The following is a 15,159-nucleotide window of genomic DNA, read 5'->3' as shown; positions in this document are numbered from 1 at the left end:
AAAAATAAATTCAAAAATTGCATGAAATAAAAACTTAAATATTTCAATTAAGTTCAGTACTTCGAAATTTTCACGATATAAGCCTTTAAAAACTCCTGCTTTTAAAAACTTAATTGATGCTTGCTATTATCTAATATTCGCAAGCATAAAACTAGATTAAACTACTAATTTATTACTAGTAATGATAATCAAGTAAAACCCATACCACACAAATAGGTTTCCTAGCGCAATGCGCGTAATTGTGTGGTTCAAAAATTTGTTCAGCAATTGTGCTGACTGCCCTGCAACCAAGAGTGCAGGGAAGGTGCCCAAGGCAAAAGCTACCATAGTAAGCGCCCCGTAAAGTGCGCTTTTGGCTTGAAGGCTCCACAATAGCGCGGTGTAAACTAACCCGCATGGTAGCCACCCCCAAAGTGCGCCATAAGCTAATGCTTTTGTCTTGGTATCAATTGGCAAAATATGTTTGTTTAACTTCACAATGCGCCGCCAGATAATGAAGTTACCTAGCTTTTCTAGCCAGTTTAAAGTACCAGCTAGTCGCATTATGTATAGACCGACTAACAACATAAACAAGCCACTTAAGTAAGACAAAGCCAACGCAAAAGAGGTGTGTTGCTTAGCCAGCGAAACACCCAGCGACGCGACAAGTAACCCCGCAACGGCATAGCTTAATAGTCGGCCCAAATTGTATAAGAAGGCGACAACAATTGGCTTTTGTTTTGTTTGTGCTAACTGCAGACTTGATGCAATACCACCACACATCGCCAAACAATGTCCGCTGCCCATCAAGCCCATAAAAAATGCACTAGCAAAACTAATTTCCATCGTTACTCTTTTTGTGCTGCTCTTTGTCATCTTCAAACAAAATACTGTGAGCTTGTTTGTTTAGGTCTGAGAACTGTTCACTTCTGACGGCCCAAAAAAACACGCCAATTGCAATGACGACAAATAAGATGGCGATGGGGATCAACACGTAAATTATACTCATAGCTTTAGTAACCTTAATGAGTTAGTTATTACCACGATTGAGCTTGCAGACATGCCAATCACTGCAAGCCAAGGCGGCACCAGCCCGAGTGCTGCCAAAGGTAGGATGGAACCGTTATAAAGCAAAGAAATAGTCAAATTTTGTTTGATTATTTGCTTTGTTTTTATAGCAACACTTTGTAGTGTTTTTAGCGAATTTAGATCACTATTTAACAGTACTACATCAGCCGTATTTTTTGAAATATCAGCACCTGTTTCCATTGCAATAGATAAATGAGCGGTATTGAAAACCGGGCTATCATTTACACCATCTCCAACCATTGCAACAATATGTGCTTTATCAGCCCATTGTGCGACCACGTTTTGTTTATCTTTTGGTGAGCACGCTTGTTTGTAGGAATCCAACCCTAACTCATTGGCAAGATTACTTGCCGCATTGGAGCTATCGCCCGTTAGCATATGGCAGGTTAGCTGTTGTGATTGTAAAAACTCAATGACCTCAGGTGCACTGCTTCTAACTTTATCTTGAAGATAAAAATCCGCAACTGGGTGCTTATCTATGAATAATGTCGCTTGAGAAAATGAAGCATGGCTGCCAAACCAATTTGCCTTGCCAATAGCAACGTCTTTGCCGTCGTAATTACCGCTTACACCGAGTCCTGTAGAGACTATAGCATCTGTTATTTCAATGAAATGGTCGCTTTTGTCTATAAAGGCTTTTGCAATAGGGTGTTCGGAGTAGCGCTCCAATGCACAAGCAAGGGCCATGATCATAGGTTCAGTGTACTGTTCGTCTAAAACAGCTACTTTCAAAATCGTAAACCGTCCTTCGGTAAGAGTACCGGTTTTATCAAACGCGTAACGAGTTACTTTTGGTGCTGTTTCGAGCACATGCGCTTCTTTGATTAAGATCCCTTTTTTGGTTAGGGTGGCAACTGCACAGGTTAATGCTGTGGGGATAGCAAGACTGAGTGCACAAGGGCAGGTAGCGACTAAAACAGCAATAGTGATCCAAAACGCATGTTCAGGCTCAACGTGATACCAGCCAATCGCGGTGATTGAGGCAAAAATGAGCAAACACGCCACAAACCATTGAGCTACCTTGTCTGTTACCTCAACAATTTTTGGTCGTTTCATGAGAGCATTATGTTGCAGTTTAATGATCTGGTTGAGTAGTGTGTTTTGACCTACTTTATTAATTTTTAAAGTGATAGCGCCGTCATGATTAAGAGTTCCAGCATAGACTTGATGATTTACAAATTTTTTAATTGGTAAATGCTCACCTGTCATCATCGACTCATCGACGGTACTGGTGCCTTCAACAACAATACCATCGGCAGGAATGGTTTCGCCTGGTTTAACCAAAATTAGATCATTAAGAGCTAAGCTTTTTGCAGCAATGACCTCTTCAACTGCGCCTGTTATCTTTCTCGCTGTGAGCGGCATTAGTTTTTGTAAGTTTGCGGTAAACTCACTGGCTTTCATTCGGGCTCTAAACTCGAGGTATTTCCCAAGTAATAGTAAGAAGGTGAACATACAAATAGATTCGAAATAGACTTCACCGACAGACATGACAGTAGCGTAGCAACTCGCGCCATAGGCTCCAAAAATAGCCAAAGAGACGGGCAAGTCCATATTCAGTTGACGGCTTTTAAGGCCTTTGATCGCATTGGCAAGAAATGGCAGGGCAGAGTAGAGAATGACGGGTGACGCTAAAATTAGGCTTATCCACCTGAAGTACTGCTCAAACCCCTCATCCATCCCGGAAAACATGCCAAAATACATGGCGAATGCGAACATCATGACTTGCATCGTCATTAATCCGGCTACACCTAGTCGGCGCAAATATGCCTTTGCTGCAGCTTGCTTTTGTGCTGCTTCTTCATCAGCTTGAAATGGGTAGGCTTTGTATCCTATCTGCAATAAGGCACCAATAATTTCACTAAGTTTTGTGCTCGAATCTTGCCATAAAACCATAGCTCGGTGGGTGGAAGTATTTACATCTACGCGCTGCACGCCAGCAAGCGCAAGTAGTTGTTTTTCTATCAGCCAAGCACATGCCGCACAACTGATCCCTTCGACGCTAAGCAATACCTCTTTATTGCTGCCTTGGTCGGCAACGAAATCTTTCTGAATATCTTGATTGTCGTAACTGAGCAACTCTTTTAATTGCTCCGGAACAAGCTCCTGCACCTTTCCACTAGACTCAGTACGAAACTTATAATAATCGCTCATACCTTGTGCGAGAATTGTCTCAGCAACGGCCTGACAACCTGTACAGCACACAGGGCTTGCTACACCTTCAAACATTACTTCGCCTTGAAACCCATGAGGTACGGCTTCGAGGCAATGGAAACAACTTTTTGCCATAAGACTTACTTGTATTGAGGTGTAATTGAAATCGGTTTGTCAGTCGGTAACTGTAGGTTTTCCTTCATTTTCCAACTGCTGTCCATTGGTTCGATAAAGACGGTGAATGCACCGTGATGCGCCTCATCTAGCAGTGCCGTAAAGGCTCCACTGGCATTTGCCAGCAGCGTGAGTGAAAAATCATATTCTTTTATTGTTCGGTGATAGAAGGAGACTTTAAGTGCGTTAACTTTGCTGTGATCTCCCTTGGTAAAATTAAAACTCACGCGCTCATTTTCAACAACGAGGTCACCGTGTAAATATAGTGCTTTAGCTTTATCGAATTTACTCAATTCAAGGTTAATCGCTTTACCTTTTTTATAATAATCATCCACCACCATATCAGGTCCATTGCCCACTGCAACAGTGACTAAAATAACGCACGCGATGATGGTAACGAGCGGGAAAAACATTAAAAACCAAGGCCAAAAATTCTTATACCAGGGTGTTGGATTCATAATTGTTCACTACTTTACAATGTTGTTGTATCTACTTTATCGCAAGATTTATATATCTAAGCTCTATTCTTATATTAAAGAGCAAGCCTCCAAATTCGGAAGCTTGCTTATTTCATCTAACTGTTTATTTGTCTTGCGACAAACTGTAAACATAGGCTGTTAGAAGGTGAACCTTATCCTCACCTAAAATGTCTTTCCAAGCTGGCATTACACCTGCGCGGCCATGACGAACGGACTCTTCAACGGCTCTTTGAGAGCCACCATATAGCCAAATATTGTCTGTTAAGTCTGGAGCACCAAATGGTAAGTTGTGAGCAACAGAGCCTTTGCCATCCATACCATGACAAGCAGCACACATTGCAAACTTACTTTGACCTGCATCGGCGTCTTTTTGATTAACCTTTCGACCTGATAAGCTCAAAACATAGGCGGTCATTTCTTTTACGCCTTGCTCTCCTAACGCCGCTTCCCAACCGGGCATCGCTGCAACGCGACCTTGTAAAAGCGTCTCTTTTATTTGCTCAGGGTTGCCACCATAAAGCCAGTCTTTATCCGTTAGGTTGGGAAAACCCAATCCACCACGTGCATCTGATCCATGACACTGAGCGCAGTTTTGTGCGTAGAGTCTTTGGCCAATTTCAAGCGCTTCAGAGTTTTTAGCTAGTGTTAATACATCTTGCTCTGCAAATGCTTTAAAGATGGGACCAAAGCGCTCATCTGCGGCTTCAAACTCTTTGTCGAGCTGAACCCAGAGACCTTTGTCTTTTGCTTCCAAAATAGCTTGCTTAGACTCTTCAAGGGAAGTGACCCCTTGGTTAGAACTTGTCCAGCCTAACAAACCTACGAAGTTGCCCAATCCAGGGTACATCGCAAGGTAATATACAGACCAAACGAACGTTGCGAAGAACATGTAAGTCCACCACTTTGGCAATGGATTGTTAAGCTCTTCAATGCCGTCAAACTCGTGACCACAACTGGCACCTTCTTCGACACCTGTGTAGTTTTTCAGGTTCCAAATTAGTAGGCCAAAGATCAGAGCCAGACATGCTAAGGTCAATACAATGACCCAAATACTCCAAAAGCTAGTCATTTTTCAGACTCCTTTTCCTCTTTTGAGACTGTGTTGTCGTGTTCTATTTCATCGTCGAAAATGGCTTTCGCAGCGTCGTCAAATCGACTCTTTGTTCGCTTACTGTATGCCCACACAACAATCACAATGAACAGTACTAAAATTACCAGAGTTAAAATGCCTCTGTATGTGCCGTAATCCATAATAAATTACTTCAAGTGCGTGCCAAGTTGTTGCAAATAAGCTATGAGTGCTTCCATTTCGGTCTTGCCTTCCACAGCTGCTTTTGCACCTTGAATATCTTCATCGGTATATGGCACACCGAAGTTTTTGAAGACTTCAAGCTTCTTAGCGGTTAATTTACCATCCAGTATGTTCTCTTCTAGCCAAGGGTAACCTGGCATATTTGATTCAGGAACTACGGAGCGAGGGTCGATTAAGTGCGCATAGTGCCAGTCGTCTGAATAGCGACCACCTACACGAGCTAAATCAGGGCCAGTTCGTTTGGAGCCCCATTGGAAAGGGTGATCCCAAACTGATTCACCAGCAACAGAGTAGTGTCCATATCGCTCAACTTCATCACGAAATGGGCGGATCATTTGTGAGTGACAGTTGTAACAACCTTCACGCACATAAATATCTCTACCTTCCATTTCAAGAGCCGTGAGTGGACGCAAACCATCTACAGGCTGTGTTGTGTCCTTTTGGAACATTAGAGGCGTTATTTCTACCAATGCACCAAAGCTAATTGCAAACACAGTTAGAATCGCCATCAAGCCGACATTTTTTTCTACAATCTCGTGTTTGTTTGTCGAATTATTGTTGCTCATATTCGATACCTCTTAAGCCATTTGTGTGTTTGCATCAGTAGCCAATGAGCCACTTTTTGCTGTAACAGTACGGTATACGTTATAAGCCATTACTAGCATGCCGACTACGATGAACACACCACCTAAGAAACGCATGATATAGAATGGGTATGATGCTTCTAAAGATTGCACAAAACTATACATAAGTGTGCCGTCTGAGTTCACTGCTCGCCACATCAAGCCTTGCATTACACCTGAAATCCACATGGCTACAATGTATAGAACAACGCCTACTGTGTGTAACCAGAAGTGTGTGTTGACAAGCTTAACGCTATACATATTTGCGTGGCCAAAAAGAGCAGGGATCAAGTGGTAGATAGCGCCGATTGATATCATTGCAACCCAGCCTAATGCACCTGAATGTACGTGACCAACAGTCCAATCTGTGTAGTGTGACAGCGCATTTACTGATTTGATCGCCATCATTGGACCTTCAAATGTTGACATGCCGTAGAAAGACAAAGATACAACAAGGAAGCGTAAAACTGGGTCTGTACGAAGCTTGTGCCATGCCCCTGATAGCGTCATGATGCCGTTAATCATACCACCCCAGGAAGGAACAAATAGAATGACAGACATCACCATACCTAAAGACTGAGTCCAATCAGGTAGCGCAGTATAATGAAGGTGATGAGGACCTGCCCAAATATACAGAGAAACAAGTGCCCAAAAGTGTACAACTGACAATCTATACGAGTAAACCGGGCGACCAGCTTGTTTTGGAACGAAGTAGTACATCATACCTAAGAAGCCCGCAGTGAGTAAGAATCCTACCGCGTTGTGCCCGTACCACCATTGCACCATGGCATCTACAGCACCAGCATAGATTGAATACGATTTAGTAAGTGACACTGGTACGGCCATACTGTTAACAATGTGAAGAACAGCAACGGTAATGATAAATCCTGCATAGAACCAGTTGGCAACATATATATGAGATACCTTACGGTTAATCAACGTGCCAAAAAAGACAACAGCATAGGTTACCCAAACAACCGCGATTGCGATATCAATAGGCCACTCTAGCTCTGCATATTCTTTTGAACTTGTAATGCCTAGAGGGAGGGTAATTGCGGCTGCAACGATAATTGCTTGCCAGCCCCAAAATGTAAAAGAGGCTAATTTGTCGGAGAATAGACGCGTTTGGCAAGTACGTTGCACAACATAGTAAGACGTTGCGAATAATGCACTTGTACCAAATGCGAAAATAACAGCGTTCGTATGTAACGGACGAAGTCGAGAGTAAGTCAACCATGGAATGTCGAAGTTTAAAGCAGGCCAAGCAAGTTGCGCTGCGATAAAGACACCTACACCCATGCCAACGATGCCCCAAATCACTGTCATAATAGCGAATTGGCGTACAACCTTATAATTGTACTCAGTTTGTGATGCTACTGTTTGGCTCATTTTCTGGATTCCGCTGCAGTTAATGCGTTTAGAAATGATTAACCTGTAAAACAGGCCCTATATTTTATATTTCAACAGTCCCGCTTTGCGTACGCTAAATAAGACAAAGCAAGCCTGAGAAACCCTTATTTTTGCAAGGAAATAATAATTTTTTTGCAAAACAAAAGATACCTAAAACACCCCAAAGCATGACATCAATCAAGTTTTCAGCAGGTAGTTAAAAACCGCTTAGTTTTCATGACCACGGTCAAGCCAACCGAGATTAATTTCAACCTCAGGTGGCTCCTAAATCTTGATAAGCGTAGTATCATAGGCATATGTATAAGACGAATTATCAGCTTAAATTATGCGCTATTTTTCAACATTCGCTTTGGTATTTTTAATTTATTTACTTGCGTCTTGTTCAGACCTATATATAAGTATACATGAAAGTTCAGAAAAAAGTGAACGTTCAGTCAAAACTAAAAATTGCATTCAATCTGAACCGTGTCAAATGGGGAATGGTGTGAGGTATTGGGTGTCAAATGCACAACTTAAGGCTGAGGAGCCTTTCGAGATCTTTATTGAAGCTCGGCCGGGTTTGCAAGTTAAAGGTGCACATATCGAGGGTGTGTCTATGTATATGGGAAAAATCCCCATTTTTTTCCGTGAAGTGGAAGCTGGGAGATGGAAAGCTGATGCAATGCTCGGAGCGTGTAATCTAACAGAAATGAAATGGCAAATCGTGTTTACTGAAAATAGTAAACTGTCTTCAAACGGGCCGGCATACCTATTCTCTTATCGTCAATGATTGACACTATTCTTACCCCAACCTTTCTTAATATTGCAATTCTTCAAACTGCCTCCTTTCATTAATAATGTAATTTTACTGTAACTTGCACTGCAGTGTTATTGAAACAATTGGTAGATATTATTTTGGGTTTGTTACTCTAAACACACGAAATATAGGGCTTTTGTCTTAATCAATAGGTTTTTTTTGGTTTTGTGCTTGTGATCTCTGTATTGTTTTGTTGATTTTTATTGGTTAGTTTGTTTTCATATGCGTAACAATGTGGAGTTTGTGTATATTCGTGGTTTCTGAATTGTTGTTTTTTTTGGAGGTCATTAGCCAAAGAATTGCAAAAATAAACGTGCGCTTTTTTGCTAAGTACAAATGAATTAACAAGAAATTTTGAAAAAAATAGCCCGAGCACTAGAGAATTACTCTATAACAACTACGCTTAAAACAAATAAAAGAAAAATCTATAGGCATTTAAGGAGGCCTCCTGTGGTGAATAAAAAAATTTACCTTACCCCAATCTCCGCTTCAATTGCGTTTTCACTTGGCCTGTCTGGTTGTAGCCTGTTTGAGAGTGAAGACTCGACCACGGTTGTTCCAGTTGATCCCGTACAACCAGCTGATGTTGAAGGTACTGCGTCGGTAGACTTCAATGTTTTTGTTTCTGGTAAAGCTGTAAAAGGTACATTGAGAGGTGCTGAGCTTGTAGTTAAAGAATTAAAAGACGGCGAGTTGGTTGACGTTGCTTATAGAAGCAACCTCGAAACAGTAGAAAAGAAAGCAACTGCAGCGTCTGAAGCTGAAGCTGTTGCGCAAGCAAAAAGCCAGATAGTCAGTGATAGCCCCGCATCACTTGTTACTGCAGACGACGGCACATATGGATTCTACATTGATCAACAATTTAGTGGTGCTCTTTACATTACGATCAAAACGACTAAGACCAGTGGATTTATCAAATGTGATGCGCTGTTAGGGTGTGGTGACTTTGCCGAAGCAAACGAAAACGATACAAACTCAAACTCAAAGGTTGATTTTAATGAGTGGTATCAAGATGATTTGACATTAAACGTCGTAAAAGAGATCACTGCTCAAGCTAATCGTCAGGCAAGAGGTGCAGAAGGCACAACTAAGGCATACACGGCTAACGCAACCATATTTACAACGCTCGCATCTGAACTATTACAAAAAGTGTCTGAAGATGGTGGCGCGATCGATTCCGATAGTGTCGCGAATGCAAGTTTAAACACTTTGCTATTGCTAATGGGTCCTGAAGCGACAAAAGATGCGGTTTTATTAACGGGTGATATTTCTCTTGGCGGTGCTGTAGATTTTACAAATGTAACCGCTGAAGACACTATTGATGCTGGTACATTGGCTCTTATTAACGTTGCATCGACAATTCAAAATATTGCTTCTAGCGCAAATGACGGTTCTTCTTTGGAGTCTGTACTTACAACTTTGAAGCAAGGTGTTGGTGATGGAAGCCTTAAAGACAGTAATAATGAAGCGGTAGCTGCGCTTGCAACAACACTTCAAGAAGAAGTAAATAAAACAGCGACGGTGTTTGTTGCTATTGCCAGCGGTGATGTTGAAGCGATCAAAGAAGCACTTAAGGAAGTCGCTCCAGAACTAGGTGAAGACGCGTTAAATGAATTAGCTGAGAAAGCAAAAGATGCGCGTGACCAAGCGATTGAATCTGGTGCTACCGATGAAAATGCCCTTGAAGATGCGGCGGAAGATTCGAAGAAAGCCGTTGAAGACCTTGGCTGCCAAGGGGATGAGTGTGACACTGATGATACCAGCTTGATCAATGACAGTTTAGCAGAATTGCAGACTGCGCTGACTCAGGCACAAGAGCAATTTACAACACTTAATCAGTCATATACAGAGCAAAATACAGTTCTGGGCACGGTTGTTTCACTGGGTGAAGCGGCAGAATCTCAAGAACAAAAAGAGGCTTACCTAAAAGCGGCTGACGATTTTGTAGCAGCACTTGCAAATCTGAACCTACAGCAAAATGTAACAGCGTTGGTTTCTCAAGCAGGTCAGCTTTTAACCAGTGCACAAGGCTTACTATCATTGACTCAAGACGCACAGGGAGCGGTTACAAATTCACAAACACTTGTAACTAACTCTGGCACGCTTAACACAAACGTTGCTGCGCTAATCACGGCCGCCAACGCTGAGCGCGAAAAAGCGATTGCAGCCATTGACGATGCTGCAAATGCCGCAAAAGTACTTGCTGAAGCGGCACTAGAAAGGGCTCAAGCAAGCGAGCAGACTTTCAATACAAGCAATGCCGAGGTGTCAGCGCTATTTACTGAAGCAACTAGCCAATTTGCAGCTGCAGGTAGTGATTTGGCCGCGCTTGAAACAGCATTGGCGACAGCTGAAAACGCAGTTGAAAAGTTCAACACATTAAATGCGTTAACCGATGGATTTTTAACTGATGTCAATACTGCAAAAACCCGTGCCGATGAATATGTGGCAGTAGCTACTGATGCGTTAAAAGAAGGCGCTGAGCAGTTACTTGCTGACGCGACGCTAGTTCAAACGAATGTGACAAGTGGCATTAATAATTTTAAAGCGAGTGAGCAAGGTATCCGCGCTTTGAGAACAAATATTAATTCAGCTGTTGATACTGCTAGAGGCAAGTCAGGTACAGATAAACTAACTTCAATCGCATTTGTGACAAAAGAAGGTGCTGATGCGGTATTTAATGCAGGTGAAGTTGTATACGATGTAGTAAGAGACATTTGGGACCAAAACCTTGATTCTGGTTCACACAATGGTACGGCACCTAACTACCCTGAATGGACATATCGTTACAACACTGAGACCTATGAAGTTGAGTTGACGAATACGCAAGGAGAAGAACACATTCTTGCAAATGCTCAGGTTAACTCGGGCGCAACGAGTAAAATTATTTTAACGTGGACTGGTACTTTGAAATCGACTGAAGGCCAAACAGTTCAAGTTAAATCATCTGATTTAGCAGAGTGTGAACGTTGGGCGCTAGATGTCGTGGCACAACCAAATGCTTCATGTTCTGTGATTTTTGTTGATGGCAGCATTACTACGATTGAAGATGCTAGAAACTTTGATGCATCTAAAGCACAGACATTTAACATTGTTGAATTTGTTGATGGTCAATACGGTTTCGACGGTACTTTATATTCAGAGCTCACTTCGACCGATAGCGCAGGTAACTCGATTCCACTCTTTGTTGATGACGCAATTGAGCATGCAAGCATTGTTGTTTCAGGAACGACAGAGGGTCTTCTGTTCACCGCTGACTTCGAGCTTAAGAACGAAGACAATAATGATGACCTCGGTTTAGCTAAAATTATGCTAAATGAGTTTAATGGTTATGTGTTCAATGTTGACCTTGTCGATACTGATGGCCCATTACTCGGTGATGTAACACTATACAATGATACAACGCCTGTGAAAGTTGGTGACGTGATTGAAATTACCAATGGATTTAGAGTGACTTATAACGATGGCTCAGTCATTGATTATACTGATATCGACTTCCTAGGACAAAATACCAACTAGTTTATTCTTCACAATAATAAAAGGAAGGCGGTTTATACCGCCTTTAACTTAATATTTATGACAAAACCCAATGCTCTTCTCTTGGCGATGCTTTTTTCTACTTCTTCATATGCCAACGACTTCGAAATAATTAATAACTTTGACTCCGAAATATATACAGAAGCTCAACCAGTTAAATCATTTCTTGATGAGTTTAACAAACCCCTTGAATCTGGCGACAGTGCTTTTACATTCAATGTTTTTGAGCTCGGAGTTAAGTATAAAGGGGTTTCTTTGGGCGCTCAAAGCCGATATAACTATGCGCTTGAGTTTGATCCAGACACAGCGCTATTTACCTATCTTGAAAAGAATGATCTGCCATTTGAAAGAAGAAACTATCGCTATTTACTAAAAGGTAAACAGTCAACCACACATGGGGTTTTTCTTGCTTATGATGTGTCTTTATTTGATAACTCCCTGACTATCACACCCAAGGTAACTTACTATCAGAGTGCTCACTTTCAAGACGCAAGCGTTGATGGCACGGTATTTAGTGATGAAATAAAAGGTGATCTACAAACACAGTACTTCTTTTCTAAAGACATTTTATTTAAATCTTTTACGCCTGAACAAAGCCCTGAAGGCAAAGGGTATTCTTTCGACTTATCAATTGACTGGCAAATTAGTGATGATTTGAATGTGTCACTTAAAGCACTCGATTTAGTCAATGAAACAAAGTATGAAGGCGTTGGCTATGTCAATGGCGTGACAACTGATGTGCCATTTATAGAGGAAGGGGATAGCATTGTTACTTCACCGTCAATTCGACTGCGGACATCTGCGTTTAATCGAGAAGTCGATTATACATTTGAACACGATGCTCGATATTATTTAGATGTATCCTATCGTTTAAATGGTCGCGTGTCGTTCGATGTGTTTACGAGACGGTTTTATAAAGACACGTTTGTGCAAGGAAACGTGAACTACCACTTTAATGATAGTTGGCGTGTATTTTCCGGTTATGAATCGAACTCCAAGGCTGTCGAGTTAGGAATTGCGAACGAGTATTTTGGCTTTTCTGTTAAAACAGACAAATTAGATTTAGATGACGCGCACTATGCAAACATTAACTGGTTTATCCGTTTGGTGTTCTAGGAGGATAATTATGATAAAAAGAAGTGTATTGTGCCTATTCATTGCTGGTCTAACAGGGTGTGGTGGTAGTAGTGATGAAGTTCCTCAAGTTTCTGATATTCAGCCAGGGTTTGGCAATGATGTAACCGAGAGCTTTGAAGCTGATATGCAATTTTATGCGCCAAACTTTATAAGCCACAAAGGTGAATTGATCGTACAAAACCTCAAAGACAATGTTGAAACACGCCATCAGGTTGAGTCACTCAATCGTTTTTCTTTGACCTTGCCAGTAGATGGTCAATATCATTTTAAGTTTGAGCCAGATAATAACCAAGTATCTTGTCCAAGGGAGCAAGGTTGTGGGCGATCATTGTTAAATGACCCAAATGATCTTAATGGGAATAATGAAATCGATTTTGGCGAACCAATTAATGCTGAAATTAGCTATGAGGCAATAGCGTTGCCTGTGCCTGGCCTAAATCAATTGTTATTTTCTACGTTTTCAAGTGCATTGGTGTCAGCTAAGTTAGATAGTGCTATTTGGTCTTTAACCGCAGCACCAAACTATCATATTACACAAAGCACCATACTCAATGAGCAAAAAGCTGAGTATGTTGCAAACGCACTAACCTATGCCGATATAATGCAGCAGCATGCAACGGGTCAAAAAGATATCTCGTTGTTCTCAAATGCTATTGCGGAGGGGGTAAGTGGTAATAACGAGGCGGTTTCAGTATACAAACAATTAGCGAACCAGTATTTATCTGAGACATTATTGTCGGAAGAGTCAAACACGGTGTACCGAGTATCCTCAGCTAAGGTACTTTTGGAGGTGAATGAGCTACTTCGATTAGGCTCTTCTAGAGAATTACATACAGAGATAAAGCCGTATACCAATGAATTACTGACCGAAGTAAGAAACGCTTTGGGTGTCTTGCGTCTTCAGGACGAGCAATATAGTGAGGAAATCAAAACGAAGCTTGAGGAAGTTGAAGACTTAGCAAACTCAGATGCTCAAAATGCATTTTTAGCATCGCTAGAAGTCATCAGTGACGTGGTGAAGCATGTGTCTCCTTTCGAAGGCTCAGTAGCTGGTGAATATTCGTTACCTAGACTCAACATCGAATATCAGACTGAGGACGGTTTTCGATGGATAATAACAGGTGTTAGACGTGGATTTGAGGTTGATATGGACATTACCGTGCCTCAATGGCGGATCAGCCCATTATTGGGTGATAAAATAGTTGGGTCTGGTAAAGGGTCGGTAACTAAACCTGATATTGCGCTAGACTTCGTCTTTGATCAATTCGAAATTGTAACAGAAGGGCGTTTCGACCCGAACAACATAGAAGAGGTTGTCGGTGTTTCAGACGCTACAGGCAATGTAAAATTGACACAGGGAAGCTCGATTTTATCAGGTGACATCGAGATCGACTATTTGAGAAAGCGATTAAGTGTCCGAACTATCAAAGCTGTTATCCCTTATTTATCAATCGATGGTGTACTAACAACCCCAAATCAAGTGACGCCTATCAGACTGTATGCAAACGAGCGCTCGCCGTTGGCTATGCGATCTGATATGGATCTCGTCTTTGGTGCGCAATTAGAGCTGCCATTGAACGGTGGCAAGGATTTAAGGGTCCAACTCTCTGGTGAGCCTGATATGTTATCCGATTTCACAAGTGCGGATGTGTCACTTATTCTAGGCGGGCATGTGAGTGAACTAACGGTTACAAATCTAGTTGGGAATATCAACCTAATTGTACGAGGTCGAGACGGTTACTGGGTCGATATCAAGAAAAAGAAGAAATTGTATACCGGAGGATTCTATTTTGGTGATAAACTCGTGGGAGATGTACGAACAATAAGAGGCATCCCAGGAATTTTATTTCCTGATGGGAGCTTTGAATCCTTGTTCTGATTGTTTTGAATGAACAAAGTAAAGGGCCCAAATGGCCCTTTTTTATTTGGTGGTTGTCGAGTGAAAAAAGTCGTTGTTGTAGAAACGTTGAGGCTTGCTTTAGAAAAAAAGCTTTATGAAGCCCAAGCCGCTGCTGATAGTGCAAGAATGGATGCGATTCATGAGCAAAGTGCTGCTGAAACACAGTATGACTCATTAAGCATTGAATCAGGGTATTTGGCCGAAGGGCAAAGTGAACGTGTTGAGCAGGCACATTTTTCAATTAATGCTTTCGAATCAGCGTTTAAAGCGGAAAAAATTGGCTCAGTAATTGAAGGAGCATTGGTCAAAATTAGTGATGAGCAAGGCGAGTATTACTGGTATTTTATCGGACCGACCGAAGGTGGTCTTAAAGTCACTATTTTGAATACAAAGATATTAGTACTTACCTTGCAGTCTCCATTAGGACAAGTATTAAAAGATAAGCAGCTAGACGATGAAGTTGAATTTGACTTTAATGGCACAAAGCAGCTTTTTTATATTGATGAGATTTTATAGTCGATTTTATACGTCAAAGCAGATTTCATTTATTGTTAAGCAACTTCTAATAT

13 protein-coding genes are annotated in these 15,159 nt (G+C 41.5%); 5 read left to right on the top strand and 8 right to left on the bottom strand.

Going from position 1 to position 15,159, the window contains the following annotated elements; translation table 11 throughout:
- Positions 1–156: 156 nt before the first annotated feature.
- The 8 genes from QNM18_RS09005 to ccoN all read right to left on the bottom strand — a co-directional run bounded on the left by QNM18_RS09005 (position 157) and on the right by ccoN (position 7,199).
- Positions 157–825, bottom strand: coding sequence for a sulfite exporter TauE/SafE family protein (locus QNM18_RS09005; RefSeq protein WP_247687319.1), 669 nt, complete (start codon positions 823–825; stop codon positions 157–159).
- Entirely contained in the window at positions 815–988 is a 174-nt protein-coding gene (gene ccoS, locus QNM18_RS09000; RefSeq protein ID WP_063373912.1) for a cbb3-type cytochrome oxidase assembly protein CcoS, read from the bottom strand. The genes QNM18_RS09005 and ccoS overlap by 11 nt, the downstream gene beginning before the upstream one ends.
- Positions 985–3,357 carry a heavy metal translocating P-type ATPase gene (locus QNM18_RS08995; RefSeq protein WP_284136946.1) on the bottom strand — a complete coding sequence of 791 codons (2,373 nt, stop codon included), beginning with the start codon at positions 3,355–3,357 and terminating at the stop codon, positions 985–987. Before QNM18_RS08995 ends, ccoS begins: the two co-directional genes overlap by 4 nt.
- Before the next feature lie 5 nt (positions 3,358–3,362).
- Positions 3,363–3,854: a FixH family protein gene (locus QNM18_RS08990; RefSeq protein ID WP_023401639.1), complete on the bottom strand. Its 492-nt coding sequence runs from the start codon at positions 3,852–3,854 to the stop codon at positions 3,363–3,365.
- 124 nt (positions 3,855–3,978) lie between these two features.
- On the bottom strand, positions 3,979–4,944 hold the full coding sequence (gene ccoP / locus QNM18_RS08985; protein ID WP_211010172.1) for a cytochrome-c oxidase, cbb3-type subunit III: 966 nt from the start codon (positions 4,942–4,944) through the stop codon (positions 3,979–3,981).
- Positions 4,941–5,126 (bottom strand): cbb3-type cytochrome oxidase subunit 3, encoded by a 186-nt coding sequence (locus tag QNM18_RS08980; protein WP_023401641.1) that lies wholly within the window; start codon positions 5,124–5,126, stop codon positions 4,941–4,943. Before QNM18_RS08980 ends, ccoP begins: the two co-directional genes overlap by 4 nt.
- Positions 5,127–5,132: 6 nt before the next feature.
- Positions 5,133–5,753 (bottom strand): cytochrome-c oxidase, cbb3-type subunit II, encoded by a 621-nt coding sequence (ccoO, locus tag QNM18_RS08975; protein ID WP_023401642.1) that lies wholly within the window; start codon positions 5,751–5,753, stop codon positions 5,133–5,135.
- Between the two features lie 12 nt (positions 5,754–5,765).
- Positions 5,766–7,199, bottom strand: a complete 1,434-nt coding sequence (ccoN, locus tag QNM18_RS08970) for a cytochrome-c oxidase, cbb3-type subunit I (RefSeq protein WP_023401643.1) — start codon at positions 7,197–7,199, stop codon at positions 5,766–5,768.
- Between the two features lie 346 nt (positions 7,200–7,545).
- On the opposite strand from ccoN, the gene QNM18_RS08965 reads away from it, so the two are divergent.
- The 5 genes from QNM18_RS08965 to QNM18_RS08945 all read left to right on the top strand — a co-directional run bounded on the left by QNM18_RS08965 (position 7,546) and on the right by QNM18_RS08945 (position 15,106).
- Positions 7,546–7,989: a hypothetical protein gene (locus QNM18_RS08965; RefSeq protein ID WP_284136945.1), complete on the top strand. Its 444-nt coding sequence runs from the start codon at positions 7,546–7,548 to the stop codon at positions 7,987–7,989.
- A gap of 480 nt (positions 7,990–8,469) precedes the next feature.
- On the top strand, positions 8,470–11,535 hold the full coding sequence (locus QNM18_RS08960; protein WP_284136944.1) for a hypothetical protein: 3,066 nt from the start codon (positions 8,470–8,472) through the stop codon (positions 11,533–11,535).
- Between the two features lie 57 nt (positions 11,536–11,592).
- Complete coding sequence (locus QNM18_RS08955; protein WP_284136943.1) at positions 11,593–12,669, top strand: hypothetical protein; 1,077 nt, start codon at positions 11,593–11,595, stop codon at positions 12,667–12,669.
- 10 nt (positions 12,670–12,679) lie between these two features.
- Positions 12,680–14,569 carry a hypothetical protein gene (locus QNM18_RS08950; protein WP_284136942.1) on the top strand — a complete coding sequence of 630 codons (1,890 nt, stop codon included), beginning with the start codon at positions 12,680–12,682 and terminating at the stop codon, positions 14,567–14,569.
- 9 nt (positions 14,570–14,578) lie between these two features.
- Entirely contained in the window at positions 14,579–15,106 is a 528-nt protein-coding gene (locus tag QNM18_RS08945) for a transcription elongation factor GreAB (protein WP_284136941.1), read from the top strand.
- The last annotated feature ends 53 nt before the right edge of the window (positions 15,107–15,159 follow it).

Origin of the sequence: Pseudoalteromonas obscura, assembly GCF_030135505.1 — a bacterium.
GTDB classification, from domain to species: Bacteria; Pseudomonadota; Gammaproteobacteria; order Enterobacterales; family Alteromonadaceae; genus Pseudoalteromonas; species Pseudoalteromonas obscura.
Note: the sequence above shows the minus strand (reverse complement) of the source record. Positions and strands in the feature narration are given on the sequence as shown.

Bases quoted from the DNA above. Each gene is read 5' to 3' on its own strand.
- QNM18_RS08965 (WP_284136945.1), top strand. From the start codon at position 7,546: ATGCGCTATTTTTCAACATTCGCTTTGGTATTTTTAATTTATTTACTT.
- QNM18_RS08995 (WP_284136946.1), bottom strand. From the start codon at position 3,357: ATGGCAAAAAGTTGTTTCCATTGCCTCGAAGCCGTACCTCATGGGTTT.
- QNM18_RS08955 (WP_284136943.1), top strand. From the start codon at position 11,593: ATGACAAAACCCAATGCTCTTCTCTTGGCGATGCTTTTTTCTACTTCT.
- QNM18_RS09005 (WP_247687319.1), bottom strand. From the start codon at position 825: ATGGAAATTAGTTTTGCTAGTGCATTTTTTATGGGCTTGATGGGCAGC.
- QNM18_RS08990 (WP_023401639.1), bottom strand. From the start codon at position 3,854: ATGAATCCAACACCCTGGTATAAGAATTTTTGGCCTTGGTTTTTAATG.
- ccoO (WP_023401642.1), bottom strand. From the start codon at position 5,753: ATGAGCAACAATAATTCGACAAACAAACACGAGATTGTAGAAAAAAAT.
- ccoN (WP_023401643.1), bottom strand. From the start codon at position 7,199: ATGAGCCAAACAGTAGCATCACAAACTGAGTACAATTATAAGGTTGTA.
- QNM18_RS08945 (WP_284136941.1), top strand. From the start codon at position 14,579: ATGAACAAAGTAAAGGGCCCAAATGGCCCTTTTTTATTTGGTGGTTGT.
- ccoP (WP_211010172.1), bottom strand. From the start codon at position 4,944: ATGACTAGCTTTTGGAGTATTTGGGTCATTGTATTGACCTTAGCATGT.
- QNM18_RS08980 (WP_023401641.1), bottom strand. From the start codon at position 5,126: ATGGATTACGGCACATACAGAGGCATTTTAACTCTGGTAATTTTAGTA.
- ccoS (WP_063373912.1), bottom strand. From the start codon at position 988: ATGAGTATAATTTACGTGTTGATCCCCATCGCCATCTTATTTGTCGTC.
- QNM18_RS08950 (WP_284136942.1), top strand. From the start codon at position 12,680: ATGATAAAAAGAAGTGTATTGTGCCTATTCATTGCTGGTCTAACAGGG.